Source organism: Streptomyces longisporus (assembly GCF_039532765.1).
Lineage (GTDB): Bacteria > Actinomycetota > Actinomycetes > Streptomycetales > Streptomycetaceae > Streptomyces > Streptomyces longisporus.
Map to the genome: position 1 here is coordinate 49,864 of NZ_BAAASG010000010.1, position 25,993 is coordinate 75,856.

The window sequence follows — 25,993 nt, forward strand, 5'->3', positions numbered from 1 at the left end:
CGTCACTTCCGCGAGCCGAAGCCGAAGCCGCTGGACCCCTCGACCTTGGCGCGCAGGCGCTTGCCCTTCTCGGTGGCCTGGTCGTTCAGTTCCTGCTGGAACTCCCGCATGCGACCGAGCAGCTCCTCGTCCTGCGTGGCCAGGATGCGGGCCGCGAGCAGGCCCGCGTTGCGGGCGCCGGCGACGGACACGGTCGCGACGGGCACACCGGCCGGCATCTGCACGATCGACAGGAGGGAGTCCATGCCGTCCAGGTACTTCAGCGGCACCGGGACGCCGATGACCGGCAGCGGGGTGACGGAGGCGAGCATCCCGGGGAGGTGAGCGGCACCCCCGGCGCCCGCGATGATCACCTTGAGTCCCCGCTCGGCGGCCTGCTCGCCGTACGTGATCATCTCGCGCGGCATGCGATGCGCGGAGACGACGTCGACCTCGTAGTCGATCTCGAACTCGTCGAGGGCCTGGGCGGCGGCCTCCATGACGGGCCAGTCGGAGTCCGAACCCATGACGATGCCTACAACGGGGCTCATTCGGTGATCGTGCCTCTCAGGTAGCCGGCAGCGTGACGTGCGCGTTCGAGAACGTCGTCCAGGTCGTCGCCGTAGGTGTTGACGTGGCCCACCTTGCGGCCGGGCTTCACGTCCTTGCCGTACATGTGGATCTTCAGCTGCGGGTCGCGGGCCATGCAGTGCAGATACGCGGAGTACATGTCCGGGTAGTCGCCGCCCAGCACATTGACCATGACGGTCCATTTGGCGCGCGGGCGCGGGTCGCCGAGCGGGAGGTCGAGGACCGCGCGGACATGGTTGGCGAACTGCGAGGTCACGGCCCCGTCCTGGGTCCAGTGGCCGGAGTTGTGCGGGCGCATCGCGAGCTCGTTGACGAGGATGCGGCCGTCGCGGGTCTGGAACAGCTCGACGGCGAGATGGCCGACGACGTCCAGTTCCTTGGCGATGCGCAGCGCCATCTCCTCCGCCCGCAGGGCGAGGGCCTCCTCCAGCTCGGGAGCGGGCGCGATCACGGTGTCGCACACGCCGTTCACCTGCTGGGACTCGACGACCGGGTAGGCGACCGCCTGGCCGTGCGGGGAGCGCACGACGTTCGCCGCCAGCTCCCGTACGTAGTCGACCTTCTCCTCGGCGAGGACCGGGACGCCCGCGCGGAACGGGTCCTCGGCCTCGGTGACGTCGTCGACGACCCACACGCCCTTGCCGTCGTAGCCGCCGCGGACGGTCTTGAGGACGACGGGGAAGCCGTCGCCCTCCGCCGCGAAGGCGGCCACGTCCGCCGGATCGGTCACGATCCGGTGCCGCGGGCACGGCACACCGATCGCATCGAGCCGCGCGCGCATCACGCCCTTGTCCTGGGCGTGCACGAGCGCGTCGGGGCCCGGGCGCACGGGGATGCCGTCCGCCTCCAGCGCCCTGAGGTGCTCGGTGGGCACGTGTTCGTGATCGAAAGTGATCACATCGCAGCCCCTCGCGAACTCACGCAGCGTGTCGAGGTCGCGATAGTCGCCGATGACGACATCGCCGACGACCTGCGCCGCGGAGTCCTGAGGGGTGTCACTGAGAAGCTTGAACCTGATGCCGAGCGGGATGCCTGCCTCGTGTGTCATACGAGCGAGCTGGCCTCCGCCGACCATGCCGACTACCGGGAACGTCACGCCCCTAGGGTATCGGCCACGCCACGTCGGCCGGTTTCCGGCCTTTTCCACGGCCTCTTACTCCCGCCTTTCCGGGCTTTTCCTGTGCTCTTCCCCACCTCTATCCCGTCTGTGAACGCAACGACACGCGTTTGAGAAGGCGGGTGGTTAGCATGGCTGGGTTGACGAAACCGACCGAATGGGGGCCTGCACGGCCATGGGACATGGTTCCGCCGGGCTGCGAAGGCTCGCACACGAGGTAGCGAAGTTCGGTGCGGTGGGTGCCCTGGGCACCGTCGTGAACTTCGGAGTCTCCAATCTGCTCTGGCACCTCACGAGCCTGCAGGCCGTACGCGCCAACGTGATCGCCACCGTGGTCGCGATCGGCGTCAACTACCTGGGGTTCCGCTACTTCACCTACCGTGACCGCGACAAGAGCGCCCGGACGAAGGAGCTCTCCCTCTTCCTGGCCTTCAGCGCGGTCGGCCTGGTGATCGAGAACGGCATCCTGTACGCGGCCATCTACGGCTTCGGCTGGGACAGCTCGCTGCAGCGCAACATCTTCAAGGTCGTCGGCATCGGACTCGGCACGCTGTTCCGCTTCTGGTCGTACCGCTCGTGGGTGTTCAAGGCCCTGCCCGCCCACGAGGCCGTCGCCGACGCCGAATCGATCCTGGAAGAAGCCGAAATAGCCGAGGCCCGCCGACCCAAGCCCAAGGCGCGCGTCAGCTGATCGCTCCGCGGACTCTGCCGCGGGGCCGGCGTGCCGGCTGCGAGCCCGCCCCGGTGCACCGGACTTGACCAAGGCGCCGAGAGCCTGCCCGAAGCGCCCGTCCCACACGAGGTGAACCGCACCCCCACCGGGGGTTCCGGTCTCACCGGACCATCGGCTCCTCGTCCTCCGCCGGCGGCCGCTTCAGCGGCGTGCGGGACAGGAACAGGCCGAACACCGGCGGCTGGGTCTGCAGCATCTCCAGGCGGCCGCCGTCCGCCTCCGCCAGGTCCCGCGCCACCGCCAGCCCGATGCCCGTGGAGTTCCGTCCGCTGATCGTGCGCTCGAAGATCCGCGCACCGAGGTCGGCGGGCACGCCCGGTCCCTCGTCGGTGACCTCCACGACCGCCTGGTTGCCGGTCACGCGGGTCCGCAGCGCCACCGTGCCCCCGCCGTGCATCAGCGAGTTCTCGATCAACGCCGCCAGCACCTGCGCGACCGCGCCCGGTGTGCCGACCGCCTGCAGATGCCGTTTGCCGGAGCTGACGATCGCCCGCCCGGCCTGGCGGTAGGCGGGCCGCCACTCGGCGAGCTGCTGCTGGATGACCTCGTCGAGGTCGAAGGAGACGGCGTTGCCGGTGCGGGGGTCCCGGGAGTTGGTCAGCAGCCGCTCCACCACGTCCGTCAGCCGCTCGACCTGGGTGAGGGCGACATTGGCCTCCTCCTTCACCGTGTCCGGGTCGTCGGTGAGGGTGATCTCCTCCAGCCGCATCGACAGCGCGGTCAAAGGTGTGCGCAGCTGGTGGGAGGCGTCGGCGGCCAGGCGCCGCTCGGCGGTGAGCATCCGGCCGATGCGCTCGGCGGAGGAGTCCAGGACGTCCGCCACCCGGTCCAGCTCGGGAACGCCGTACCGCTTGTGGCGGGGCCGCGGGTCGCCGGATCCGAGTCGCTCGGCGGTCTCCGCGAGGTCGGTGAGGGGGGACGCGAGCCGGTTGGCCTGCCGGATCGCCAGCAGTACGGCGGCCACCACGGCGAGCAGCGCGACCAGCCCGATGATCAGCAGCGTGCGGCCGACCTCCCGGCTCACGGTCGAACGCGGCTCCTCGACGACGACCCGCTCGCCCTCCTCGCCGGTGGCCCGGCCGCGGATGACCTCGCCGTCGGGCTTGGTGCCGACCGCGATGGGCGACTGCCCCGGGATCTCGATCACGGCGTACCGCTCTCCCGTGACCTGCCCCTTCAGCACCTCCGCGCTGACCGTCCCGGCCCCGATGAGCCGGCTGTCCACGATGCTGGCCAGCCGCTGTGCCTCGGAGCTCACCCGCTCCTGGGCGCTGTTGCTGATGGTCCGCGTCTCGACGATGACGAGGGACACACCGAAGACGGCGATGACCACGAGCACGACGGCAAGCGTGGACTGGATGAGACGACGACGCACGAGGCCCTCCGGGCAGTGGCTTTACGACGACCAGTGTGCCTCGGGCGCCCTGCCGACTCCGAGCGGCTCCTGCCGGCTCTTCTCGAACTAGCTCTTCTCGAACCGGAAACCCACACCGCGCACGGTGGCGATGTACCGGGGGTTCGCCGCATCGTCGCCCAACTTCTTGCGCAGCCAGGAGATGTGCATGTCGAGGGTCTTCGTGGACGACCACCAGGTGGTGTCCCACACCTCGCGCATCAGCTGGTCCCGGGTGACGACCCGGCCCGCGTCCCGCACCAGCACCCGCAGCAGGTCGAACTCCTTGGCGGTGAGCTGGAGTTCCTCGTCCCCCATCCACGCCCGGTGCGACTCGACGTCGATCCGCACGCCGTGCGTGGCGGGCGGCTGCGCCGGCTCGGCCGCGCCGCGCCGCAGCAGGGCCCGGACCCGGGCGAGCAGTTCGGCGAGGCGGAACGGCTTGGTGACGTAGTCGTCGGCGCCCGCGTCGAGGCCGACGACGGTGTCCACCTCGTCGGCACGCGCGGTCAGGATGAGGATCGGCACGGTGTGGCCTTCGGCGCGCAGCCGGCGGGCGACCTCGAGGCCGTCCATGCCGGGCAGACCGAGGTCCAGCACGACCAGGTCGATGCCGCCGGCGTTTCCGGCGTCGAGCGCGGTGGGTCCGTCCTCGCGCACCTCGACCTCGTAACCTTCCCGGCGCAGGGCACGGGCCAGCGGCTCCGAGATGGACGCGTCGTCCTCGGCGAGCAGTACACGGGTCATGAGGTGATGGTAGTCCGCTCTTGACAGGTGCTGTGGTGTGATCGGCACCCGTGATTCTTACCTTCGGACACTCCGAAGCGAACCTGTGTCTGTGCGGTGCCATCGTCGAAGAGACCTTGGAAAAGGTGTGTATGGTTCCACCTCCGCCTGTGATCCCCGTCTCAAGTCCTTCCATATCCGGCACTGTCCTGCCGTATGGTGAAACAACGCCTGTAGCACTGCGGGGACCTTTGGCAACCACTTGACGCCGAAGGTCTCTTTTGTGTGCGGTAAACCCCCACCAGCACAGCAAGGAACGACCATGGCGTCCAGCCTGACGAAGGACTCGGTCCGCCCGGACACCCCCGGCTCCGAGAAGACCTTCTTCGGCCACCCTCGCGGACTGGCCACTCTCTTCATGACCGAGATGTGGGAGCGGTTCTCCTACTACGGCATGAGGGCCCTGCTCCCGCTCTACCTCGTGGCCCCGGGTGGCCTGCACCTGAACGCGGGCACGGCGACTGCGATCTACTCGGTGTACGTGTCGCTCGTGTACCTGCTTGCCCTGCCCGGCGGCTGGGTCGCGGACCGCTTCCTCGGCCCCCGCAAAACGGTCGCCGTCGCGGGTCTGATCATCATGCTCGGCCACCTGTGCCTTGCACTGCCCGCGGCTGCGAGCTTCTTCGTCGGCCTGGGTCTCGTCGCCATCGGTTCGGGTCTGCTCAAGGCCAACATCTCGACCATGGTCGGCCACCTCTACAAGGGTCCCGAGGACCCGCGCCGGGACGGCGGCTTCACGCTCTTCTACATCGGCATCAACATGGGTGCCTTCGTCGCGCCGTTCGCCATCGGCACCGTCGGTGAGAACGTCAACTGGCACCTGGGCTTTGCGATGGCCGCGCTCGGCATGGCGCTGGGTCTGGCCCAGTACCTGCTGGGCAGCCGCCACCTGAGCGAGCAGAGCAGCGTGGTCCCGACCCCGCTCACCGCCCAGGAGAAGGCAGCCACGCTGCGCAAGGGCCTGATCTGGCTGGCCGTCGCGGTCGTCTTCTACGGCCTCGTCGGCGGCACCGGCCACTTCACCCTCAACTGGGCGCTGATCCCGCTCACCGTCATCGGCCTGATCGTGCCGATCCTGGTCATCGGCCGGATGCTGCGGGACAAGGACCTGGAGCCGGCCGAGAAGTCGAAGGTGCGGGCGTACATCTGGTTCTTCGCCGCCGCCGCCGTCTTCTGGATGATCTACGACCAGGGTGGCTCGACCCTGTCGCTGTTCGCGAGCAGCTCGGCCAAGAACACGATTCTCGGCTGGGGCTTCCCGGTCTCCTGGTACCAGTCGGTCAACCCGGTCATGGTCATGACTCTGGCGCCGGTCTTCGCCTGGCTGTGGCTGTGGCTGAACCGGCGCGGCAAGGAGCCGAGCACGATCGTGAAGTTCGCCTCCGGTCTGATCCTGATCGGTGCGTCCTTCTTCGTCTTCCTCGCCCCGCTGTCGATCGCCGAGGGCGGCCACAAGGCCGCGGCGATGTGGCTGGCCGCGATCTACTTCGTGCAGACCGTCGGCGAGCTGACGCTGTCCCCGGTGGGTCTGTCCGTGACGACGAAGATGGCGCCGAGGAAGTACGCCTCCCAGATGATGGGCGTCTGGTTCCTCGCGGTCACCGCGGGCGACTCGATCACGGCCCTGCTGTCGAACCCGGCCGTCGGCGGGGTCAACCTCGACAAGACGGGCTTCGTCGCCCTGGAGGCGGTGCTCGCCGTGATCGCGGGTGTCGCGGTGTGGATGTTCCGCAACAAGGTCAACAAGCTGATGGGTGACGTGCACTGACACCTGCCCGAGGCGCTTCGGAGGGTCATCGCGCCATAGGGGCGTGGTGACCCTCCGGGCGTCAGAAGGAGCCTTGGCTGCCTCACCATGAAAAGCGCCCCTGGATTTCGTTTTGTTGATCATACGCTGCTAGGGCATGCGCCTGATTGTCTGTGCGTAACTGCATGACATATAGCCCTCCCCCAATAGCAAACAGGGGAGCACAATTGCACAAGAGGATCGCAGCAGCAGTGTCGACAAGCGTCTTGGGAGCCTCCCTGGCGGTGGCAGTCCCTGGTGACGCGTTTGCACTGGCTCCTGGAAAGTGTGAGGTCACTGCCCACTTGAAGCTGGGAAGGGCACAGGCGGTGTCCAAGTGCCAGCCTTTCATAGGGCCGAGCACCCAGCGTCGGGTGAATCACCACCGCGCCGTTATCAAATGCGCCAACATTCGAGCCACTGGCGGCACCGAGCACGACATCTATGTGACGCTCAACGGTCCTTGGAAGTATCCGGGGCAGACTTCAACGATTACCTGCCCCATCCGTTCTTCCCTCGCTGGATACTGGCAGCAAACCAATTAGCGTCTGCCTTCGTCGCACGGTGGGAGTGGCGGCCCTTCGATGAACTCGCCTGAACGCGTGCACCGTCGGGCCGCCACGGCGGCCATCCTTCCCGGACCTCAGCGAGTCCGTCGCCCGGGCATGAACGTGAACACCGCGCCGCCCAGCAGGACCGCCGTGCCCGCCACCAGGCCCAGTGCCTTCAGGGCGCCGTGGTCGCTGGAGCCGGTTTCGGCGAGGCCGCCCGTACCGCTGCTGCCGCTGCCGCTGCCGCTGCCGCTGCCGCCGGAAGTCGACGAACCGCCCGAGGCGCCGCTCGCCTGTTGTGTCGTGTCCAGGGTCAGGGAGACCTCGGTCCTGTCCGGCTTGCAGGTGGTCGTCGTGCCCAGGGCGTTGATCGTGAGGACGCCCGGGGACAGGGTCGACTTGCCGTCCGCGCCCGGCTTGTAGGTGCCCGTCAGGTCGGGGATCTCGATGGGTTCGCCGGACTTGATGTCCTTGGAGTTCGCCGGGCCCTCGACGTGCACCGTTCCCTTGTCGGCGCCGCCCAGGACCACCTCCATCGACGGCTTGACCGAGCCCTTGGGGATGTCGGCCGGGCTGTCCATCACGGACTTCCTGAACTGCACGGTGAGGTCGAAACTGCCGCCGTTCTTCCTGGCGTCGATCTGGATGGGCGAGGTCGCCTTCTTCTCACCGATGGGCGACTGGCAGGTGTACGGGATGTCGACCTGCTTGCCGGTGAAGTCGGTCTGACCGCTGCCGGTGCCGTCACTGGCGGACGCGGAGGCCGACGCGGACGGCGAGGCGGACTGGGAGGCCGAGTCCGTCGGCTCCGGCGTCGTGCTCGACGAGCTGCCGTCGCCGGGCGACACCTGGATCGTCGCCGCCTTCTGCACGGTCTCCTTCGGCGTGCACTTGGTGTCCGTCGACATGGCGTTGACGGTGTACGCGTCCGGCGTCAGCGTCACCTCGCCCGGCGCCGTCAGCTTCAGGCTGCCCTTCATGTCGGACAGCACCATGGCGCCGCCCTTGGGGATGGCCGGGTTCGTGCGCGTGCCCTGCATCGCGATGTCGGCGGCCTGCGCGCCGGCCGCCTTCAACACCCCGGACGGCTGCACCGAGTTGGCGGGCAGGTCGATGATGTCCGGGTTCTTGGAGGCGGCCTGGACGAACTTCCATACGACGTCCACCGTGTCGCCCACCTTGGCCGTGGCCGGCGCCGTGATCTCGACCTTCGTGGTGCCGTCGACGGGTGTGATGCCCGCGGGAGGCACGCAGTGCGTCGCGAACGACACCTCCGCGGCCTGCGCGGGTCCGGCGGCCAGGCCCAGCAGGATGCCTGCCGAGCCCAGTACCAGGGCGGCGCCCGCCGCACCCGCTCTCCCGCTGCCGACCGGTGTGACTCTCCTGCGCTTTCTCACGGGGGTCCCTTCCTGGTGGGAGTCGTAGGACTCGTCGGGCTGTCGTCGTGGTGCGGTGCGGAGAGCCGACCGGCCGTGCCCGGATCGGAGTCAGGGGTGAACCACGGCAGGGTCGAGTTCGAGGGGGGCTCCTGAGCCGTCCTGGGACTGAACCTCGGGATGCGCAGGGCCAGTTCGGGCAGGCGGAGTCCCCGGTGCCGGAGGCCGCCGGCGCGGCGCGGCCGTACCCGGTCCACGATCGCCATCCCGGCGCGGAACAGCGCGGCCGGCACGACCACGCAGACCAGCAGCCAGAACAGGGTCACGCCCCACGGGCGGCCCACGCCCCAGGGCTGCTCGGCGAGGACCTTGCCGCTGTACTTGAGGGAGACGGAATAGTCGCCGTGCGCCCCCGCCGTCAGCTCGACGGGGAGTTTGATCTCGGCCTTCCTGCCGGGTGCGATGGTGCCGCGCCACTCCTGGTCCTCCCACTGCGGGGCGAACACACCGTGGGAGGTGCCGAGTTGGAAGACCGGGTTCTTGATCGCGCCGGTGCCGGCGTTGCCGACGGTGAAGACCAGGGTGCGCGAGGGCGGCGCGCCGAACCAGGTGAGCAGGCCGCTCGACCCGTCGAGCCGGGTGTCCGTCAGCATCGACAGGCGCCCGCCGGACGGCTCGGCGGGCAGCGGTTCGACGGCGTGTCCGGCCACCTGGAAGACCGCGTCCGCCTGCGCCTTCGCACCCTCGACCGTTGCCACGTGCACCACACACGGGCACGGCACCGGCGGCTCGGCGACCGGCAGCTTCTTGCTGAAGGAGCCCTTGGCGTCGGTGGTGACGGCCCTTCCGTCCGAGTTGGCGCAGGAGTTGGTGCCGCCGATCACGCCCCGGGCCGGGGTCGCCTGGCCGCAGATCAGCATCATCAGCAGGGCGTTCGGCCGCCAGCGGCTTCCGCTGACGGTGATCGAACCGCCGGTGCCGGCCTGGGACGTGGAGAACCCGACGGTCGGCCCGTCCGCCGCAGCCGTGCCCGCCAGGGGCAGCAGGAGCAGCGCGAGCACCACCGGCAAGGCCGTGATCCGCAGCTTGCCGTTCACGTCACCGCTCCCGTCAACTCGACTTCCGTACGCGGGGATTCGACCGCCTCGCCGTCGCGGGTACGGCGCCTACGACCTCGTACGAGAAGCAGCGCGCCCCCCGCCACCGCCGCACCCGCGACCCCCGTCACCGCCCCCCACGGCACGAAGCGCGCCGCCACGCCGGCCGAGTCGTGCGCACCGCCCGCCGCCGTCACGGTCAGCCGGACGTCGACCGAGTCCAGGACGGGACGGTCGGGCCAGGGTTCGGCGAGACGAAGGCGCTGCCCGGGCCGGAGGCGGATCGGCAGCGCCCGCGGGGCCCGGTCGAGGACCGCCCCGAAGACGCCGTCGACATGCACGGCAAGGCTCGGAACAAGCACCGTCGTGCCGCGATTGACCAGGTCATACGTGATGCGACCACCCCGCACGGCCACATGCTCCACGGTCAGCGCGGACAGCACCGGCCCACCCACCCGCAGCCGCACCGGAACTTCAACCCGGCGGCCGTCCTGGTCACGGGCAACGATCTCGCCCCTGCGATCACCACGCGCACTCACCGCGAACGGCACGTCGGCCCGCGTACGGGCGCGCACCCGCACCCGCTCGGCGGCAAAGGCGACCGGAACCCCGCTGCCACTCAGCCGCACCGTGACCACCCGCCCACTCCGGTTGACCACGGACACCGCATCCTGCAGAACGGCCCCGGGCACACCCTCGGCGTAGAAGGCCGGGCGGGACCCGCCGGAGGGCATGATCGACCAGCCGTCGGCGGCCGAGGCCGCAGGGGCGGCAGCCATTACGAGCAGCAGGGACATGAGCAGGACACGGGCGGCAGATGTCATCCGGCGGCTCCAGTGGTCTTCACGCGGCGGTTGGGCAGCGCCCCGAAGGGGCGCGGGCTGTGTCGATTTGCGGCTCCGCCGCGTGGGCGCGACCAGCCACAGCGGCGCCGCGGCCGATCCGCGGCTCACCTCGGCACGGCCGACGAACCGTTACCGCCGGACCGCTTGATTCCTCCGCGTGATCCACAACGCCCCCGCCGCTCCGGCAAGGAGCACCGTGCCGCCAAGCGTCCCCAGCGCGACCGCCGAGTCATCAGGGCCGGTCTGCGGCAGGGAACCGCCGGAATCCGCCCCGCCCTGACCACCCCCGGCGGAGCCCCCCGCGGCCGTCACATCAAGACTGAGCGCCGGCCCCGGATTGTTCGACGGTGTGCACGTGGTCGTCGTACCGAGCGCCTTGATGGTGAGGACACCCGGCGTGAAGGTGACCTTCCCGGTCTTCTTCGGCGTGTACGTGCCCGTCAAGTCGTTGATCTTGATGGGGGTGTTGGCGGGGATCGCCGCCTGGTTGGCGGGCCCGGAGACGGACACCGTGCCGCTGTCGGCGCCGCCCAGCACGATGGTGGCGCTCGGGTTCATCGCGCCCTTGCCCAGTTCGACCGGGCTGGAGGAGACGCCCTTCTGCCACGACATGGTGAGCTTGTAGGCGCTGCCGCTCTTGACGCTCTTGATGTCGATGGGCGAGACGGCACTCTTGTTGCCGATCGGCGTCTTGCACTGGTAGTTGACGTCGACGACCGTGGCCTCGGCTGCGGGGGCGGCGAGCAGCACCGCCGAGCCGGCCAGGGCCGCGGCGGACGCGAGCGCGGCGGTTCGATTCCGGTACGACACGGTTCCGCTCCCTCTTCGAGTTCCTGACGGCACATCAGATTCGGCCGTCAAGGTACGCCCGGCGTCTTGAGGAGGGAAGAGAAGGTGCGCGCCGGAGTTGTGGGGATCCGGCGCACACAAGAGGGGGTTCGAGTGGAGGGGGTGACCGTGGGTAACCCCGAGCTAGTGCGCCCGCAGAACGTCCGGCGCCCCCCACCGCCGCAGCACCTCCGGCACCACCACCGCGCCGTCCGCCCGCTGGTGCTGCTCCAAGAGCGCGGGCAGCAGGCGGCTGGTGGCGAGGCCTGAGGCGTTGAGGGTGTGCAGGTAGGCCGGTTCCCTTACGCCGGAGCTCCCAGCTCCGCCCACACGGTCTTGCCGGTCACTCCCGGTGTCCGTACGACTCCCCAGTCCAGGCACAGTCGCTGCACGATGAACATGCCGTGCCCGCCGGGGCGGCCCGCGCGGTGCGGGGTGCGGGGTGCCGGCTGGCCGGCGCCCTTGTCCGAGACCTCGATGCGGATGACCTTGTTGTCGCAGGCGATCCACAGCTGGTCCGGGCCCTCGGCGTGCAGACAGGCGTTGGTGACCAGCTCGGAGACGACGAGCAGCACGTCCTCGGCGGCGGCCCGCTGGTCGGCCGTGGCGGCGGGCAGCCAGCCCCACGCGTACAGCGCCTGGCGGGTGAAGTCGCGGGCGAGCGGCACGACGCCGCTCTCGCCGTCGAAGCTCAGCCTGCGGGCCTGGCCGCCGCCCGCGGACGACTCGGGCGCAGCCGAGGACGGGGCCTCGTCGCCCTCGGACGCCCCGGAAGCGCCGCTCGGCTCCGGGCCGCGGTCGCCCGGCGAGTAAGGCCGGGTGGTGCTCATCAGCGCTTCACCTCACCGATTCACCGATTCACCAGTTCACGATTCAAAAGTCGGTACGTACCTCGACGGTGGATCCGCCGCTGTGCCGTCGGACATAGTGCTGCCGACATGTTCAGGATGTCCCTGCCGACAGGATGTCTCCTGCCCGACCGAACCGGCAGAACACCCCCCTATTCGGCCCGGAGGGCGCGACGCCCGGAAAAGGCCGGTCAGACAGGGGTGAGTGGGGCAGGACACGGGGTCGGGCGCGGCGGCCGGGCTCAGCCGGATTCCCCGGCCAGGGCCGCCTCGAGCGTGTCATGGACGGTGAAGACCGCTTCCGCCCCGGTGATCTCGAAGACGCGCGCCACCACGGGCTGCATCCCCGCGAGATGCACTCCGCCCCCCGCGGCCTCCGCCTTCAGACGTGCGCCGAGCAGCACGTTGAGTCCGGTGGAGTCGCAGAACTCCAACCGTGTGCAGTCCACCACCAGCCGGCTGAATCCCTTGGTGAGGCATTCCTCGAGGGGCTCACGCAACAGATCGGCGGTGTGGTGATCCAACTCACCCACCGGGGTCACTACGGCGCTGGAGCCCTCTTCCCTGACCTCCACCAGTAGCCGGCCAGACTGTGCGCTGCCGACCGTCCCGCGGTCCATGCCGTCTTTCTCCCGACGTCGTGGCTGCTGACTCACGCCCTCGAACACTACGCCTTCCTCACACTCTCCGACACCCGAACAACCGCACGCAAACGGACATATACCCACAGAACGCACTTGCGGCGGACGTGGGAAAGCGGGTAGGGCTAGTAGAGATACGTAACCGACCACGGCCGGCTTTGGAGGCGCCGCACACCGCAGTGCACGCACTGGCTTCGGCAGCCATATGCCGAGAACGATGGAGGACATCATGTCACCCCGGCTCGACGCATCGCATACCCAGGAGGCGACGTCGGCATCCCCTCCGGAACATCTGGATCCCATCGAGAGCATCGAGAGCAACGACCCAGACACGCTTGCCGGACTGGCAGGCCTTCCGGAGATCCCCCCGTACGACGAAGTGGGACCGGTAGACGCACGCGCGCTCTCCAAGACCCTCTTCGAGCGCCTCGAGTCCCTTGAGGAAGGCACGTACGAATACTCGTACGTCCGCAACACCCTCGTCGAGCTCAACCTCGCGCTGGTCAAGTTCGCCGCCTCCCGCTTCCGCTCACGGAGCGAGCCGATGGAGGACATCATCCAGGTCGGCACGATCGGCCTGATCAAGGCGATCGACCGGTTCGAACTGGCGCGGGGTGTCGAGTTCCCCACGTTCGCCATGCCGACCATCGTCGGCGAGATCAAGCGCTTCTTCCGCGACACCTCGTGGTCCGTGCGCGTCCCGCGCAGGCTGCAGGAGCTCCGGCTCGACCTGGCCAAGGCCGGTGACGAGCTGGCCCAGAAGCTCGACCGGGCCCCGACGGTCGCGGAGCTCGCCGAGCGCCTCGACCTGACGAAGGAAGAGGTCGTCGAGGGCATGGCGGCGTCGAACGCGTACACCGCCTCCTCGCTGGACGCGCAGCCCGAGGAGGACGACGCCGAGGGCGCGCTCGCGGACCGGATCGGCTACGAGGACCACGGACTCGAAGGCATCGAGTACGTCGAGTCGTTGAAGCCGCTGATCGCCGAACTCCCGCCCCGGGACCGGCAGATCCTCTCCCTGCGGTTCGTCGCGGGTCTTACCCAGTCCGAGATAGGCGAAGAACTCGGCATCTCGCAGATGCATGTGTCGCGGCTGCTGTCGCGGACGCTGATGCGGTTGCGCAAGGGCCTGACACTCGAGGAGTGACGGCCGAGGTATGACGGCCGAGGCCTGACGGTCTCCCCTGCCTCGCTTTCTGAGCGCGGTTCGTCCGGTTGCCGGGCGGGCCGCGCTCAGGCGTTCCCTGGGTTACCCACAGAAACTCTTTCCCCAGAGGTTTCCATCCATCACTATGGGCCCCCATACCCGCTGGTAGGTCAGAATCCCGGCGGGCTGCAAGGGCGCAAGGAGGCGGGCGGATGGCTCGGGCCGACGGGACCGACAACGGAGTCGAGACCGGGGGCGGCCGGGGGTCTGGGGGTGTCCCACAGACAGAGGTGCATGCGGGCGCGTCCGACGCGCGGCTGACCGAACTGCTGCGCACCAGCGCCCCGACCCTCTATCCGGCCCTGCAGGAACTCCGCGCCCGCCATCAGCCGTCGGTCCTCGGCTACGCCCGGCTGTGCACGACGAGCGAGTCCGCCGCACGGGACCTGGCCGCGCAGGCGTTCACCCTGGCGGCCCGGCAGACGGCACGCGGCACCGAACCCCTGGTCCCCCTCCGGCTCCACCTCCTGTTGCTGACCGGGCAATTGGCCGCCTCCTGGCCGGCCGCAGGGCGAGCCGGCGGTCTCGACCCGGGCCTGCTGCTCGCCTTGACCGCGGCGGGCTCCGACGTGCCCGTACCGCCCATGCTCACCGCCTTCCAGTCCCTTCCCTCCCGTGCCCAGGGCCTCGTCTGGTACGGCGTCGTGGAGCAGGAGGCGGCGGACAGGACGGCGACCTTCCTCGGCCTGACCCGCGAGGACGTGGGCCACGAGACCGCCTCCGCCCTCCAGGCCATGGCCCAGGCGTGTCTGCGTTCCCGGCTGGCCGCCTCGGCCGACCCGCGCTGCGGCAACTTCGGCCGGCTCATCGAGGAGTCGGTACGGCCGCACAACCCGCGCACCAGCGCCGACCTGCGGGCCCACATGGTGCACTGCGCCCACTGCACGACGGCGTACGAGGAACTGTCGGCCCTGCGCGACGCGCCACGCACCGCGCTGGCCGAGGGGCTGCTGCCGTGGGCGGGCAAGGCGTATGTCACGACGCCCGAGGAGGCGCCGCGCCCCAAACCCCGAGCGGACGACGCGCCGTGGCCTCCGTCCCGGCGCCTCCTGCTGACCTCGATCGCCGCCGGGGTGGCCCTGGCGCCCCTGATCGTCTTCCTGCTCTCCCAGGCCGGTTCGCCGTCCTCGCCGCCCCAGGAGGCGGCGGGCGCGGTGGGTACGCCGACGATCCCGGCGCAGGTCACGGTGACGGCGACGGTCTCCGCCGTCCCTTCCCCGTCGCCGTCACCGTCGACGAAGAGCAAGTCGCCGTCACCGACGCGGAGTTCCGCCCCGTCCAAGCGGCCCTCGAAGGCGCCTTCGAAGTCTCCGAAGCCCTCCCCCTCGCCCACGCACGCCCCGGACGGCACGTTCGCGCAGATCGTGAACGTCGCCACCGGCCGGTGCCTGGACGTCCGCGACGGCGACTTCCAGGACGGCACGGACGTCATCACGGCCCCCTGCTCCTCGTCCCGCACCCAGCGCTGGCGTTTCGACTCCGGGCGCGGGGTGGTGCAGTCCTTGGCCGACCCGGACTTCTGCCTGGACAGCCGGGGTGATGTGGACAGGGGCGTGGGCATCTGGGAGTGCGACTCGGTGTACAGCAGGAACGGCCAGAACCTCATGTTCATGGTCGACGCCGACGGTGTGATCCGGCCCGCGATCGCCATCGAGACGGCGTTGACCCCGTACGGGTACGACGGGCTGTCGCTGCGGCCGCTGGACGGCGGTGCCGAGCAGCGCTGGCGGGCGGGGGCCTCCTGACCGGGAAGGCCGGTCAGACTTCCCGGACGCCCCGCCGCCACACCCCGGTGACCAGCGGCACACCCGGCCGGTAGGCGAGGTGGACATGGCTCGGGGCGTCGAGGGTGATGAGGTCCGCGCGGGCTCCGGGGCTCAGGCGGCCGACGTCGTCCCGGCGCAGGGCCCGCGCGCCGCCCGCGGTGGCCGCCCAGACCGCCTCGTCCGGGGTCATCCCCATGTCCCGTACCGCGAGGGCGATGCAGAAGGGGACGGAGGAGGTGAAGGACGAGCCCGGGTTGCAGTCGGTGGACAGGGCGACGGTGGCGCCCGCGTCGAGGAGACGGCGGGCGTCCGGCCACTCGGCGCGGGTGGAGAACTCGGCACCGGGCAGCAGGGTGGCGACCGTGGCGCTGCCCGCGAGGGCGTCCACGTCCGCGTCCGTGAGGTGGGTGCAGTGGTCGGCGCTTGCGGCATCGAGCTCGACCGCCAGCTGCACGCCGGGGCCGTAGGAGAGCTGGTTGGCGTGGATGCGCGGGTGCAGGCCCCTGGCTTTGCCCGCGCTGAGGATCGCGCGGGCCTGGTCGCCGTCGAAGGCGCCCTTCTCGCAGAAGACGTCGATCCAACGGGCGTACGGCGCGCAGGCGTCGAGCATCTCGCCGGTGACCAGGGCGACATAGCCGGCGGGGTCGTCGGCGTAGTCGGGGGACACGATGTGGGCGCCGAGGTAGGTGACCTCGTCGGTGTGGGCGGCTGCGATGCGCAGGGCGCGGGACTCGTCCTCGGTGGTCAGGCCGTAGCCGGACTTCGTCTCGAAGGTCGTGGTGCCCTGGCGCAGGGCTTCGGCGAGGTACCGGGTGAGGTTGGCCTCCAGCTCCTCGTCGCTCGCGGCGCGGGTGGCGGCGACGGTGGTGCGGATGCCGCCCGCGCTGTACGACCGTCCGGACATCCGGGCGTTGAACTCCTGCGTCCGGTCGCCCGCGAAGACCAGGTGGGAGTGCGAGTCCACGAAGCCGGGGAGTACCGCCCGGCCGCCGGCGTCGACCCGGTTGTCAGTGGCGGGTGCTTTGCTTGATTCACCGGTCCACGCGATGCGGTCGCCGTCGACGACGAGCGCCGCGTCCTGGATCAGGCCCAGGGGGGAACCGTCACCGAGGGAGGGGTCGTTGGTGACCAGCGTGGCGATGTTGGTGATGACGGTGCTGCTCATCGTCGTGTCCTCGTGGGTGGCCGGACGGGGGATGGGGGTCAGCCGCGCAGGGCTTCGACGGCCTGTGCCAGGGCCTGCGGCACATCCGGTACGAGCGCGTGCGCGCCGTCGCGTACGACGTGCCGGCCGCCCACGATCGTGTGCCGTACGTCCGCTGCACTCGCGGCGAATACGGCGGTCTCGGCGCCGAGCCTGGGCAGCGGTCCCGCGGTCCTGACCGAGTCGAGCGCGATCGTCGTGAGGTCGGCGAGGGCGCCCTGTTCGATCCTGCCCGCCTCGTCCCAGCCGAGGGCGGCGTGACCGTCGGCGGAGGCCGCGCGCAGCAGTGCGGCGGCGGTCCAGTGGCCGCGGCTGCGGGTGCGCAGGCGCTCGTCGAGCTCCATCGCGCGGGCCTCTTCGAGCAGGTCGATGACGGCGTGGCTGTCGGAGCCGAGACTGAGCGGGGAGCCCTCGTTCTGCAGGGCGGCGGCTGGTCCGATGCCGTCCGCGAGGTCCCGCTCGGTCGTCGGGCACATGCAGGTGCCGGTGCCGGAGCCGCCGATGAGGGAGATGTCCTCGGCGGTGAGGTGGGTGTTGTGGACGCCGGTGGTGCGCGGGCCGAGCACCCCGTGCAGGGCGAGGAGCTGGGTCGGGGTGCAGCCGTGGACCTCCAGGCACGCCTCGTTCTCGGCGGTCTGCTCCGACAGGTGCACATGGAGCGGGGCCCGCCGCTCCTCGGCCCACCGCGCCACGGTCGCCAACTGGCCGGCGGGCACGGCCCGTACGGAGTGGATCGCCGCACCGATCCGCGCGTGATCGCGTTCCTTGAGAACTGAACAGCGTTCGGCCCAGGCCTCCGCGCTGCCGTCGGAGAAGCGCAGCTGGTGGGTGTTGGGCGGCTCGCCGCCGGGCCGGTTCGAGAGTCCGGAGGAGAGGTAGAGGGTGTCGAGGAGGGTGATACGGATACCGGCGTCGGCGGCGGCCGCGATGAGGGCCTCACCCATGGCGTTGGGGTCGGCGTAGGGGGTGCCGCCGCGTGCATGGTGGACGTAGTGGAACTCGCCGACCGAGGTGACTCCCGCCAGCGCCATCTCGGCGTACACGGCGCGGGCGAGCGCGTGGTAGGTCTCGGGGGTCAGCTTGTCGGCGACCGAGTACATGACCTCGCGCCAGGTCCAGAAGGTGCCGGAGCCGACCTGGACGGTGGAGCGCAGGGCGCGGTGGAAGGCGTGCGAGTGGGCGTTCGCCAGTCCCGGCAGCGTGAGTCCGCGCAGGATCTCGGCGCCGGGGGGCGGGGCGGGCACGCCGGTGCGGACGGCGGCGATGCGGCCGTCGGCGACGTCGAGGGCGACTCCCGGCTCGACGTGGGTGTCGAGCCAGGCGTGCTCCAGCCAGTACGTCCGCGTGTGGGGGTGCGTCACCTGCAGGCCAGCCCTTCCAGTACGTCGGCGAGTGCGAGCACCCCGGCCACGCAGTCGTCCTCGGCGGCGAACTCGGCCGGGGAGTGCGAGACACCCGTGGGGTTGCGCACGAACAGCATGGCGGTCGGGATGCTCCCGGAGAGGATTCCGGCGTCGTGTCCGGCACCGGTACCCAGGACGGGAACGGTGATGTCGGTGTCCTTGCCGAGGATGCGTGCCAGTTCGTCGCGCAGGGCGTGGTCGAACTCGACGACGGGCGTGAAGGACTCACGGACCACGTCGAGGTCGATGCCGTGTGCGGCGGCGTACTGGCGGGCCCCGTTCTCGATCCCGCCGACCACGGCGTCGAGGCGCTCCTGGTCCTCGGCGCGGGAGTCGAGCCAGCCGCGCACGAGCGAGGGGATGGCGTTGACGCCGTTCGGCTCGACGGCGATCTTGCCGAAGGTGGCGACGGCACCGGCGAGTTCGGCCTCCCGGCGGGCGGCGAGCACGGTCTCGGCGTACGACAGCATGGGGTCGCGCCGGTCGACGAGACGGGTCGTGCCGGCGTGGTTGGCCTCGCCCCGGAAGTCGAACCGCCAGCGGCCGTGCGGCCAGATGGCACTGGCGATGCCGACGCGGTCGCCGGACAGGTCGAGCGCCCGGCCCTGCTCGACGTGCAGCTCGACGAAGGCGCCGATCCGCCCGAGCCGCTCCGGGTCGGCGCCGATGGCGTCGGGGTCGTATCCGGCGGCCTCCATGGCCTTGGGCAGGCTGACCCCGTCCCCGTCGGTCAGCTTGTGGGCGTTCTCGACGGTGAGCTGCCCCGCGGTGAGCCGCGACCCGACACAGGCCAGCCCGAACCGGGCGCCCTCCTCGTCACCGAAGTTGACGATGGCCAGCGGCCTGCGGAACTCCACTCCCCTGCCGCGGAGTTCGTCGAGGGCGGCGAAGGAGGACACGACGCCCAGGGGCCCGTCGAAGGCACCTCCGTCGGGCACGGAGTCAAGATGCGACCCCGTGACGACGGCATCTCCGGCCGCCGGATCCCCGAGCCAGGCCCACTGATTCCCGTTCCGGTCGACCTCGTACGCCAACCCACGCCCCCGCGCCTGCTCCTTGAACCAGGCCCGACACTCCACATCGGCCCCGGTCCAGGCGAACCGCCGGTACCCACGCGACTCGGCGTGCCGCCCGATGGGAAGCAACTCGCTCCACATGGAATGGAACGAGCCACCACCGCCGGTCTGCGGGGCGCCGGCCCACCCATCAGGCTGCGGTTCCTCAGCCCGCCCAGGCTGTCGGGCCTCAGCCCGCCCACCGGACTGTGGGGCCTCAGCCCGCCCAGGCTGTCGGGCCTCAGCCCGCCCACCGGACTGTGGGGCCTCAGACCGCCCAGGCTGTCGGGCCTCAGCCCGCCCACCGGACTGTGAGGCCTCAGCCCGCCCAGGCTGCCGGGCCTCAGCCCGCCCACCGGACTGTGAGGCCTCAGCCCGCCCAGGCTGCCGGGCCTCAGCCCGCCCACCGGACTGTGGGGCCTCAGACCGCCCAGGCTGTGGGCAGTCGTTCCGCAGGGCGATGGGGGTCCCCCCGCTCGAACGAAGTTGAGAGTGGGGGCGGGTGGGCACAGCCGAACCCGCAGTCGGCGACGAGACCTCGGCCCCCGCCGGACGGTTGCCGCGCCGCTCATCTCCCGGAAGGGTCACGCGTCGTCACCCTCGCGCATCGGAACCCGCACACCCCGCTCGTCGGCGACCGACTCGGCGATGTCGTACCCGGCGTCGACATGCCGGATGACACCCATCCCGGGGTCGTTCGTCAGCACCCGCCGGATCTTCTCGCCCGCGAGCTTGGTGCCGTCGGCGACGGACACCTGCCCCGCGTGGATGGACCGCCCCATGCCCACACCGCCACCGTGGTGGATGGACACCCAGGACGCACCCGACGCCACGTTCACCATCGCGTTCAGCAGCGGCCAGTCGGCGATCGCGTCCGAGCCGTCGAGCATGGCCTCGGTCTCGCGGTACGGAGACGCCACGGACCCGCAGTCCAGATGATCCCGCCCGATGGCCAGCGGAGCCGCCAGCTCACCGGAGGCCACCATGTCGTTGAACCGCTCCCCGGCCTTGTCCCGCTCGCCGTAGCCGAGCCAGCAGATACGCGCGGGCAGACCCTGGAAGTGGACCCGCTCCCCCGCCATCTTGATCCAGCGCGCGAGGGACTCGTTCTCCGGGAAGAGATCCAGGATCGCCTTGTCGGTCTTCGCGATGTCGGACGCCTCACCCGACAGCGCGGCCCACCGGAAGGGCCCCTTGCCCTCACAGAACAGCGGCCGGATATACGCCGGCACAAAGCCGGGGAACGCGAACGCCCGCTCGTACCCGGCGAGTTGGGCCTCGCCACGGATCGAGTTGCCGTAGTCGAAGACCTCCGCACCGGCGTCCATGAAGCCGACCATCGCCTCGACGTGCTTCGCCATCGACTCCCGCGCGCGCACCGTGAACCCGGCGGGGTCCTTCGCCGCCGCGTCCGCCATGTCGTCGAAGTCGATGCCCAGCGGCAGATACGACAGCGGGTCATGGGCGGAGGTCTGGTCGGTGACGATGTCGATGGGGGCGGACTCGGCGAGCATGCGGGGCAGCAGTTCGGCGGCGTTGCCCAGCAGGCCGATGGAGAGCGGGCGGCGGGCGTCGCGGGCCTCGACCGCGAGCTGCAGGGCGTGCTCCAGGCTGTCGGCCCTGACGTCCAGGTACCGGTGCTCGATGCGGCGCTCGATGGCACGCGGGTCGCAGTCGATACAGATGGCGACGCCGTCGTTCATGGTCACGGCGAGGGGCTGGGCGCCGCCCATGCCGCCGAGGCCGGCCGTCAGCGTGATCGTCCCGGCGAGGGTGCCGTTGAACTTCTTCGCGGCGACGGCGGCGAAGGTCTCGTAGGTGCCCTGGAGGATGCCCTGGGTGCCGATGTAGATCCAGGAGCCGGCGGTCATCTGCCCGTACATGGTCAGGCCGAGGGCCTCCAGGCGGCGGAACTCCTCCCAGTTGGCCCAGTCGCCGACCAGGTTGGAGTTGGCGATGAGGACACGCGGGGCCCACTCATGGGTCTGCATCACGCCGACCGGGCGGCCGGACTGGACCAGCATGGTCTCGTCCTGCTTCAGCCCCTTCAGGGTCCGCACCATGGCGTCGAAGGAGCGCCAGTCGCGGGCGGCCTTGCCGGTGCCGCCGTAGACGACGAGCTTGTCGGGGTGCTCGGCGACCTCCGGGTCGAGGTTGTTCTGCAGCATCCGCAGGGCGGCTTCCTGCTGCCATCCCAGGGCGCTCAGTTCCGTGCCGCGCGGTGCTCGGACGGGGCGGGGTCCTGACATGGTCTGCCTCCTAGCGGATTGTTGCTGCCGTTATTCACATCCTGACGCCCTGAATAGAACTAGTCAATACATCCGCGGGCCAGCGTGCGCCCGCCGCAGATGTTTGGCTGGATGCACAGGGACGGACGGCGAGGAACGGGGGACGTCATGGACGGCAGGTACGGCAGGGACGGGGGCGGGGCCGAGCGGTCGGCCCGGCGCGACGAGGCGGTGCGGGCCGCCGTGGAGCAGGGGCTGCTGGGGCCCGGCACCCCCATCGTGGGCCTGCTCGACGTCACCGGCATCCGGGAGGCGGCCGCCGAGCTGCGGTCGGCGTTCGACGCGGTCACGGCGCCCGGCACCCCCGTGCTGCACGCCTTCGCGGTGAAGGCGACCCCGCTGGTGCCGGTGCTGCGGCTGCTGCACGCGGAGGGGGTCGGCGCGGAAGTGGCGAGCCCGGGTGAGCTGGCGCTGGCGCGGGCGGCGGGCGTGCCGCCGAACCGCACGGTCCTGGACTCGCCCGCGAAGACCCCGGCCGAGCTGCGGGAGGCACTGGCACTGGGCATCGCCGTCAACGCGGACAACCCGCAGGAGCTGGACCGCATCGACGCCCTCATGCGCTCGGCAAACAGCCGCTCCCCGCTCGGACTCCGGGTGAACCCGCAGGTCGGCGGTGGTTCCATCGAGGCGACCTCGACCGCGACGGCGACCTCGAAGTTCGGGGTGGCGCTGCGCGACGAGGGGGCGCGGGAGTGGGTCGTGCGGGCGTATGCGGACCGCCCGTGGTTGCGGCGGCTGCATGCGCACACCGGGTCGCAGGGCATTCCGCTCTCGCTGATGGTGCAGGGCGTGGCCGAGACGTATGCGCTCGCCGAGGAGATCAACCGGCGGCTCGGGCGCCCGCAGATCGACACCCTCGACATCGGCGGCGGGCTGCCGGTGAACTTCGGCTCGGACGACACGACACCGACGTACGCGCAGTACGCGCGGCTGCTGAGCGAGGCGGTGCCGGGGCTCTTCGACGGGCGGTACGGGCTGGTCACCGAGTTCGGGCGGTCGCTGCTGGCCAAGCACGGCACGGTGGTGGCCCGGGTGGAGTACGCCAAGAGCGCGGGCGGGCGGCCGGTCGCGGTCACGCACGCGGGTGTGCAGGTGGCGACGCGGACGGTGTACGTGCCGGGCACCTGGCCGCTCAGGATCGCCGCCTACGACGGCAAGGGGCGCCCCAAGGAGGGCCCGGCGGTCGTCCAGGACGTGGCGGGGCCGGCCTGCTTCTCGGGCGACCTGCTGGCGGAGGGGCGGGCGCTGCCGCCGCTGGAGCAGGGGGACTATGCGGCGGCACTGGACACGGGCGCGTACTACTTCGCGCACCACTATGCGTACAACTCCCTTGCGCGGCCCGGGATCTACGGCTTCGCGCCGGACGGGGCCGGGGGTATCGCCTTCGCGACCGTCCGGGAGCCGCAGAGTCTCGACGAGATCGTGGCCGAGTCGGGAGGGGCGCACGTGGACTCGCTCACCACCCTCCGGGCGCCTGACCCCCGTTGACGTGCGCCGGTGGATGTGATGGTCAACTACGTGTGAATCAAGGCAAGTTGACCCACCTTAGTCGTCCGGCGCATGTTCCACTGGAAAATGCCAGAACGCTCACCCCTCGCGCACACGTTGCGTAGTTTCGGCGTCACTCAGCCGAACCGCAGGCGGGAGGGGAGCCACGGTGCCCGGAATCGACGAGTGTCTGCTGGAAGCGATGCGACTGCCCGGTGCCCGGGGGGCCGCACTGATCGACTGGATGAGCGGGCTGGCCCTGGGCACCGTCGGCGAGTCGCCCGGCGGCGATCAGGAGGCGGCCGCGGTGGAGGCCGCCGAGATCGCCCGGCTCGCCGCCGAGCAGCGTGCCTTCGCGCCGGACGACGATCCCGGCGACGGGGCGGCCGCCGACGCGGATCCGCCGGTCGAGGACCTGATCGTCAGCAACCGGGACAGCTATCACGTGCTGCGGTTCGTGGGGGCCTCCTTCGACGGCAGCGTGTTCCTGCACCTGTGGCTGGCCCGCGCGGAGGGCAACCTGGCGCTGGCCCGCATCCGGCTGGGCGAGATGGCCGAACGGCTGGTGCTGGCATGACCGCCGTCCGGACGGCCGAACCCCCGCGTCTGCCCGTGCGCACCAAGACCGCGGCCGGCGAGCGGGGGTGGGGCGGTGTCTCCCCGATGCTGACCCGGCTCGCCGCCGAGCGGGCCACCGGCGTCCTGGTCCGCGAGCGCGGCACGCTCCACCTGGCCGAGGGCCAGGTCGTACACGCCGAGAGCCCGTCCGCACCCGGCCTTGGCACCCTCCTCACGGCCCACGGCACGCTCGCCCCCGAGACCTGGCAGCGGGCGCTCACGGCGGCGGACGACGGTCACGGCGTCACCGGCCACCTGGTCGAGGGCGGCCATCTCCCCTCCGGTGCCCTGGAGTTGTGCCAGCTGACGGCCCTGTACGACGCCGCTTACTTCGCCCTCGCCCCCAGCAGCACGCCCGGCCGCTTCCGCTACGGCAGCGCCCACCCGCTCGGCCCGGTCCACCCGGTCCCGGTGGCCGCCCTGGAGCACGAGACGCTGCGCCGCCGGGACCTCCTGCACCGCATCTGGCCGGACCCGAGGACGGACGAGGCCCCCCTGATCCGCGCGGACCCCGTGGCGGCCCCCGCCCTCACCCGCCGCCAGCGGACCGTGCTGAACCGGGTGAACGGCAAGCGCACGGCACCGGACATCGCCCGCGAACTGGGCCGTCCGGCCTTCCACACCCTGGTGGACGTGCGGCGGCTGGTGGCGGCAGGGGTCGTATCCCCGCTGCCAGGACCGGCACGGCCGAAGCCGGCCCCGCCGCCGTCCGCTGGGGGCGGCTCGCCACCGGCCGGCGGCCCCGAACAGCTGCCGCCCGATCCCCACACCGTCTTGCTGAAGAGGCTCAGGGATGCGCTGGAGGCCCTTTGACTGGTTCGAGAGGAGACACCGGATGGCTGCCGACCCCCACATCCTCGAGGAGCTGCGCCGTCTGAGGGCCCGCGTCCCCCAGCTCACCGGCGCCCTCGCGACCGGCCTCGACGGGCGCGTCCTCGCCCACGACACCCCGGGCGTCGAGCCGAACAGTATGGCCGCGCTCGTCGAGACCGCGCACGGCGCAGCGGTGAAGCTGGCGGACGCGACGGGACAGGGCGAGTTCCGCGAACTGCTCGTGCGGGGCGTCTACGGCTATGTGGCGACGTACGCGGCGGGCGGCGCGGCCGTGCTGACGCTGCTCGCCCAGGACCGCGTGAACCTCGGCCGGCTCCTCCTGGAGGGCCGCCGGGCGGCCGCCCGCATCGCCGAAATCGGCGACAGCCGTACGACACCCGCCCTCCGGAGCAGTCCGGCCGGGGAGGCCAAGGAGGCCAAACCGGAGACCAAACCGGCCGCCGCACGGACCAGAACCCCGCGCGCAGCACGCAGCACGACCGCCAACGCGCGCACCACCACGGAAAGTTGAGAGGAACCGAGGAGCACAGTCATGGCCAACACCGAAACCGCACTGAAAGAGGCGCTCGCCTCCATCGAGGGCGCCACCGGCGTCGCGCTCGTCGACTACACCAGCGGCATGGCGCTGGGCACGATGGGCGGCAGCAAGGCCTTCGACCTGAATGTCGCCGCCGCCGGCAACACCGATGTCGTCCGCGCCAAGATGCGCACCATGGAGCACCTCGGGCTGAAGGGCCAGATCGAGGACATCCTGATCACGCTGAGCGACCAGTACCACCTGATCCGCCTGATCAGCGGCCGCGGCGGCAACGGTCTCTTCCTGTACCTGGTGCTGGACGCCAAGAGGTCCAACCTGGCGATGGCCCGCCACCAGCTGAGGAAGATCGAGGAGGAGCTCGAGGTCTGACCGTCCGTCTCACCGGACGAGTGCAGCGGTGCGGCGCCGCGCTCCGCCCGGAGCCGCGTCGCCCGCCGCGATGCCCGTGCTGCGGTACGCCTTGACGGTTTTGCCGGCCGGGCGGCCGCCGTTCGCGGCGAGCCAGTCGACGCGCACCCACAGCAGGGCGTCGTCGGCCCGCTCGCGCCGCCCGAGCCAGGCGGCCTTCAGCCGCAGCCCGGTCCCGCACCCGGCGAGCAGCATGCCCCCGGCGGCGGGCACCGCGAACGAGCTGCCCACGGCCGCCGCGAACGCGAGCAGCAGCCACCAGCGGTGCCCGCGGCGCCAGTTGCGCACGCTCACCGCACGGTCCTGGAGCACGTCGTGCCTGCCGGCGCGGGCGGCCGCCCGGGCGAGCCCGGCGTACCGCTTGCGCCGCACGGTCGAGACGACCGCCACGGCGAGGACGAACAGCGCGGCTCCCGCCATCACGCCGATCCGCCGCCCGGTCAGCCCCGGCACCAGCAGCCCGACACCCGCAGCGAACACCCCGGCCCACCAAAGGGGTGCGGCTCCGGCCCGTACGACGACGGCCACCCGAGCCAGACCCTGGGCTCTGCCTTCTCCGCGTGCCACGTCCGTCTCCCGTCTCATGTCTGTGCGGCATCCGTGAGACGCACGC

At 71.0% G+C, this 25,993-nt stretch carries 25 protein-coding genes; 9 read left to right on the top strand and 16 right to left on the bottom strand.

The window, feature by feature from the left end; translation table 11 throughout:
* Positions 1 to 2 precede the first annotated feature (2 nt).
* Both purE and ABD355_RS21345 read right to left on the bottom strand, forming a co-directional pair.
* Positions 3 to 530, bottom strand: a complete 528-nt coding sequence (gene purE / locus ABD355_RS21340; protein ID WP_344402114.1) for a 5-(carboxyamino)imidazole ribonucleotide mutase — start codon at positions 528 to 530, stop codon at positions 3 to 5.
* Positions 527 to 1,666 carry a 5-(carboxyamino)imidazole ribonucleotide synthase gene (locus tag ABD355_RS21345; protein ID WP_344402115.1) on the bottom strand — a complete coding sequence of 380 codons (1,140 nt, stop codon included), beginning with the start codon at positions 1,664 to 1,666 and terminating at the stop codon, positions 527 to 529. Before ABD355_RS21345 ends, purE begins: the two co-directional genes overlap by 4 nt.
* 196 nt (positions 1,667 to 1,862) lie before the next feature.
* Here ABD355_RS21345 and ABD355_RS21350 point away from each other — a divergent pair, with 196 nt between their 5' ends.
* Entirely contained in the window at positions 1,863 to 2,378 is a 516-nt protein-coding gene (locus ABD355_RS21350) for a GtrA family protein (RefSeq protein ID WP_344402116.1), read from the top strand.
* Positions 2,379 to 2,520: 142 nt separating this feature from the next.
* Here the strand turns inward: ABD355_RS21350 and ABD355_RS21355 are convergent, their stop codons facing one another.
* Both ABD355_RS21355 and ABD355_RS21360 read right to left on the bottom strand, forming a co-directional pair.
* A complete protein-coding gene (locus ABD355_RS21355) occupies positions 2,521 to 3,795 on the bottom strand; it encodes an ATP-binding protein (protein ID WP_115907786.1) in 1,275 nt (424 codons plus the stop codon).
* An 87-nt stretch (positions 3,796 to 3,882) separates the two neighbouring features.
* Positions 3,883 to 4,560: a response regulator transcription factor gene (locus ABD355_RS21360; RefSeq protein WP_030941720.1), complete on the bottom strand. Its 678-nt coding sequence runs from the start codon at positions 4,558 to 4,560 to the stop codon at positions 3,883 to 3,885.
* A gap of 301 nt (positions 4,561 to 4,861) precedes the next feature.
* Here ABD355_RS21360 and ABD355_RS21365 point away from each other — a divergent pair, with 301 nt between their 5' ends.
* The gene (locus tag ABD355_RS21365) at positions 4,862 to 6,367 is read left to right on the top strand and encodes a peptide MFS transporter (protein WP_344402117.1); all 1,506 of its coding nucleotides are present in this window, start codon (positions 4,862 to 4,864) and stop codon (positions 6,365 to 6,367) included.
* Between the two features lie 661 nt (positions 6,368 to 7,028).
* Here the strand turns inward: ABD355_RS21365 and ABD355_RS21370 are convergent.
* From ABD355_RS21370 to ABD355_RS21400, 7 genes are all read right to left on the bottom strand, one after another.
* Positions 7,029 to 8,333 (bottom strand): hypothetical protein, encoded by a 1,305-nt coding sequence (locus ABD355_RS21370; protein WP_344402119.1) that lies wholly within the window; start codon positions 8,331 to 8,333, stop codon positions 7,029 to 7,031.
* Positions 8,330 to 9,409 (bottom strand): hypothetical protein, encoded by a 1,080-nt coding sequence (locus tag ABD355_RS21375; protein ID WP_344402120.1) that lies wholly within the window; start codon positions 9,407 to 9,409, stop codon positions 8,330 to 8,332. The genes ABD355_RS21370 and ABD355_RS21375 overlap by 4 nt, the downstream gene beginning before the upstream one ends.
* Positions 9,406 to 10,233 carry a hypothetical protein gene (locus ABD355_RS21380; protein ID WP_344402121.1) on the bottom strand — a complete coding sequence of 276 codons (828 nt, stop codon included), beginning with the start codon at positions 10,231 to 10,233 and terminating at the stop codon, positions 9,406 to 9,408. Before ABD355_RS21380 ends, ABD355_RS21375 begins: the two co-directional genes overlap by 4 nt.
* A gap of 150 nt (positions 10,234 to 10,383) precedes the next feature.
* A complete protein-coding gene (locus tag ABD355_RS21385) occupies positions 10,384 to 11,064 on the bottom strand; it encodes an LPXTG cell wall anchor domain-containing protein (RefSeq protein WP_344402122.1) in 681 nt (226 codons plus the stop codon).
* A 162-nt stretch (positions 11,065 to 11,226) separates the two neighbouring features.
* Positions 11,227 to 11,412: a hypothetical protein gene (locus ABD355_RS21390; protein ID WP_344402123.1), complete on the bottom strand. Its 186-nt coding sequence runs from the start codon at positions 11,410 to 11,412 to the stop codon at positions 11,227 to 11,229.
* The gene (locus ABD355_RS21395; RefSeq protein WP_344402124.1) at positions 11,385 to 11,912 is read right to left on the bottom strand and encodes an ATP-binding protein; all 528 of its coding nucleotides are present in this window, start codon (positions 11,910 to 11,912) and stop codon (positions 11,385 to 11,387) included. Before ABD355_RS21395 ends, ABD355_RS21390 begins: the two co-directional genes overlap by 28 nt.
* A 260-nt stretch (positions 11,913 to 12,172) precedes the next feature.
* On the bottom strand, positions 12,173 to 12,550 hold the full coding sequence (locus ABD355_RS21400) for an STAS domain-containing protein (RefSeq protein ID WP_344402125.1): 378 nt from the start codon (positions 12,548 to 12,550) through the stop codon (positions 12,173 to 12,175).
* 238 nt (positions 12,551 to 12,788) lie between these two features.
* On the opposite strand from ABD355_RS21400, the gene ABD355_RS21405 reads away from it, so the two are divergent.
* Both ABD355_RS21405 and ABD355_RS21410 read left to right on the top strand, forming a co-directional pair.
* The gene (locus ABD355_RS21405) at positions 12,789 to 13,718 is read left to right on the top strand and encodes an RNA polymerase sigma factor SigF (RefSeq protein ID WP_344402126.1); all 930 of its coding nucleotides are present in this window, start codon (positions 12,789 to 12,791) and stop codon (positions 13,716 to 13,718) included.
* A 212-nt stretch (positions 13,719 to 13,930) separates the two neighbouring features.
* Positions 13,931 to 15,523, top strand: coding sequence for a ricin-type beta-trefoil lectin domain protein (locus tag ABD355_RS21410; protein WP_344402127.1), 1,593 nt, complete (start codon positions 13,931 to 13,933; stop codon positions 15,521 to 15,523).
* Positions 15,524 to 15,536: 13 nt separating this feature from the next.
* On the opposite strand, the gene hutI is transcribed toward ABD355_RS21410, so the two are convergent.
* From hutI to hutU, 4 genes are all read right to left on the bottom strand, one after another.
* The gene (gene hutI, locus ABD355_RS21415; protein ID WP_344402128.1) at positions 15,537 to 16,709 is read right to left on the bottom strand and encodes an imidazolonepropionase; all 1,173 of its coding nucleotides are present in this window, start codon (positions 16,707 to 16,709) and stop codon (positions 15,537 to 15,539) included.
* A 38-nt stretch (positions 16,710 to 16,747) separates the two neighbouring features.
* Positions 16,748 to 18,109: a formimidoylglutamate deiminase gene (locus ABD355_RS21420; protein WP_344402129.1), complete on the bottom strand. Its 1,362-nt coding sequence runs from the start codon at positions 18,107 to 18,109 to the stop codon at positions 16,748 to 16,750.
* A complete protein-coding gene (locus ABD355_RS21425; RefSeq protein ID WP_344402130.1) occupies positions 18,106 to 19,308 on the bottom strand; it encodes an allantoate amidohydrolase in 1,203 nt (400 codons plus the stop codon). The genes ABD355_RS21420 and ABD355_RS21425 overlap by 4 nt, the downstream gene beginning before the upstream one ends.
* 482 nt (positions 19,309 to 19,790) lie before the next feature.
* Positions 19,791 to 21,455 (bottom strand): urocanate hydratase, encoded by a 1,665-nt coding sequence (hutU, locus tag ABD355_RS21430; RefSeq protein WP_344402131.1) that lies wholly within the window; start codon positions 21,453 to 21,455, stop codon positions 19,791 to 19,793.
* 147 nt (positions 21,456 to 21,602) lie between these two features.
* Here hutU and ABD355_RS21435 point away from each other — a divergent pair, with 147 nt between their 5' ends.
* The 5 genes from ABD355_RS21435 to ABD355_RS21455 all read left to right on the top strand — a co-directional run bounded on the left by ABD355_RS21435 (position 21,603) and on the right by ABD355_RS21455 (position 25,341).
* A complete protein-coding gene (locus ABD355_RS21435; protein ID WP_344402132.1) occupies positions 21,603 to 22,982 on the top strand; it encodes a type III PLP-dependent enzyme domain-containing protein in 1,380 nt (459 codons plus the stop codon).
* A 169-nt stretch (positions 22,983 to 23,151) separates the two neighbouring features.
* A complete protein-coding gene (locus tag ABD355_RS21440; protein ID WP_344402133.1) occupies positions 23,152 to 23,559 on the top strand; it encodes a hypothetical protein in 408 nt (135 codons plus the stop codon).
* The gene (locus ABD355_RS21445) at positions 23,556 to 24,413 is read left to right on the top strand and encodes a transcriptional regulator (protein WP_344402134.1); all 858 of its coding nucleotides are present in this window, start codon (positions 23,556 to 23,558) and stop codon (positions 24,411 to 24,413) included. Before ABD355_RS21440 ends, ABD355_RS21445 begins: the two co-directional genes overlap by 4 nt.
* A 22-nt stretch (positions 24,414 to 24,435) precedes the next feature.
* The gene (locus tag ABD355_RS21450) at positions 24,436 to 24,945 is read left to right on the top strand and encodes a roadblock/LC7 domain-containing protein (RefSeq protein WP_344402135.1); all 510 of its coding nucleotides are present in this window, start codon (positions 24,436 to 24,438) and stop codon (positions 24,943 to 24,945) included.
* A gap of 21 nt (positions 24,946 to 24,966) precedes the next feature.
* Positions 24,967 to 25,341 (top strand): roadblock/LC7 domain-containing protein, encoded by a 375-nt coding sequence (locus ABD355_RS21455; protein ID WP_344402136.1) that lies wholly within the window; start codon positions 24,967 to 24,969, stop codon positions 25,339 to 25,341.
* Positions 25,342 to 25,350: 9 nt separating this feature from the next.
* On the opposite strand, the gene ABD355_RS21460 is transcribed toward ABD355_RS21455, so the two are convergent.
* A complete protein-coding gene (locus ABD355_RS21460) occupies positions 25,351 to 25,947 on the bottom strand; it encodes a hypothetical protein (RefSeq protein ID WP_344402137.1) in 597 nt (198 codons plus the stop codon).
* Positions 25,948 to 25,993 lie beyond the last annotated feature (46 nt).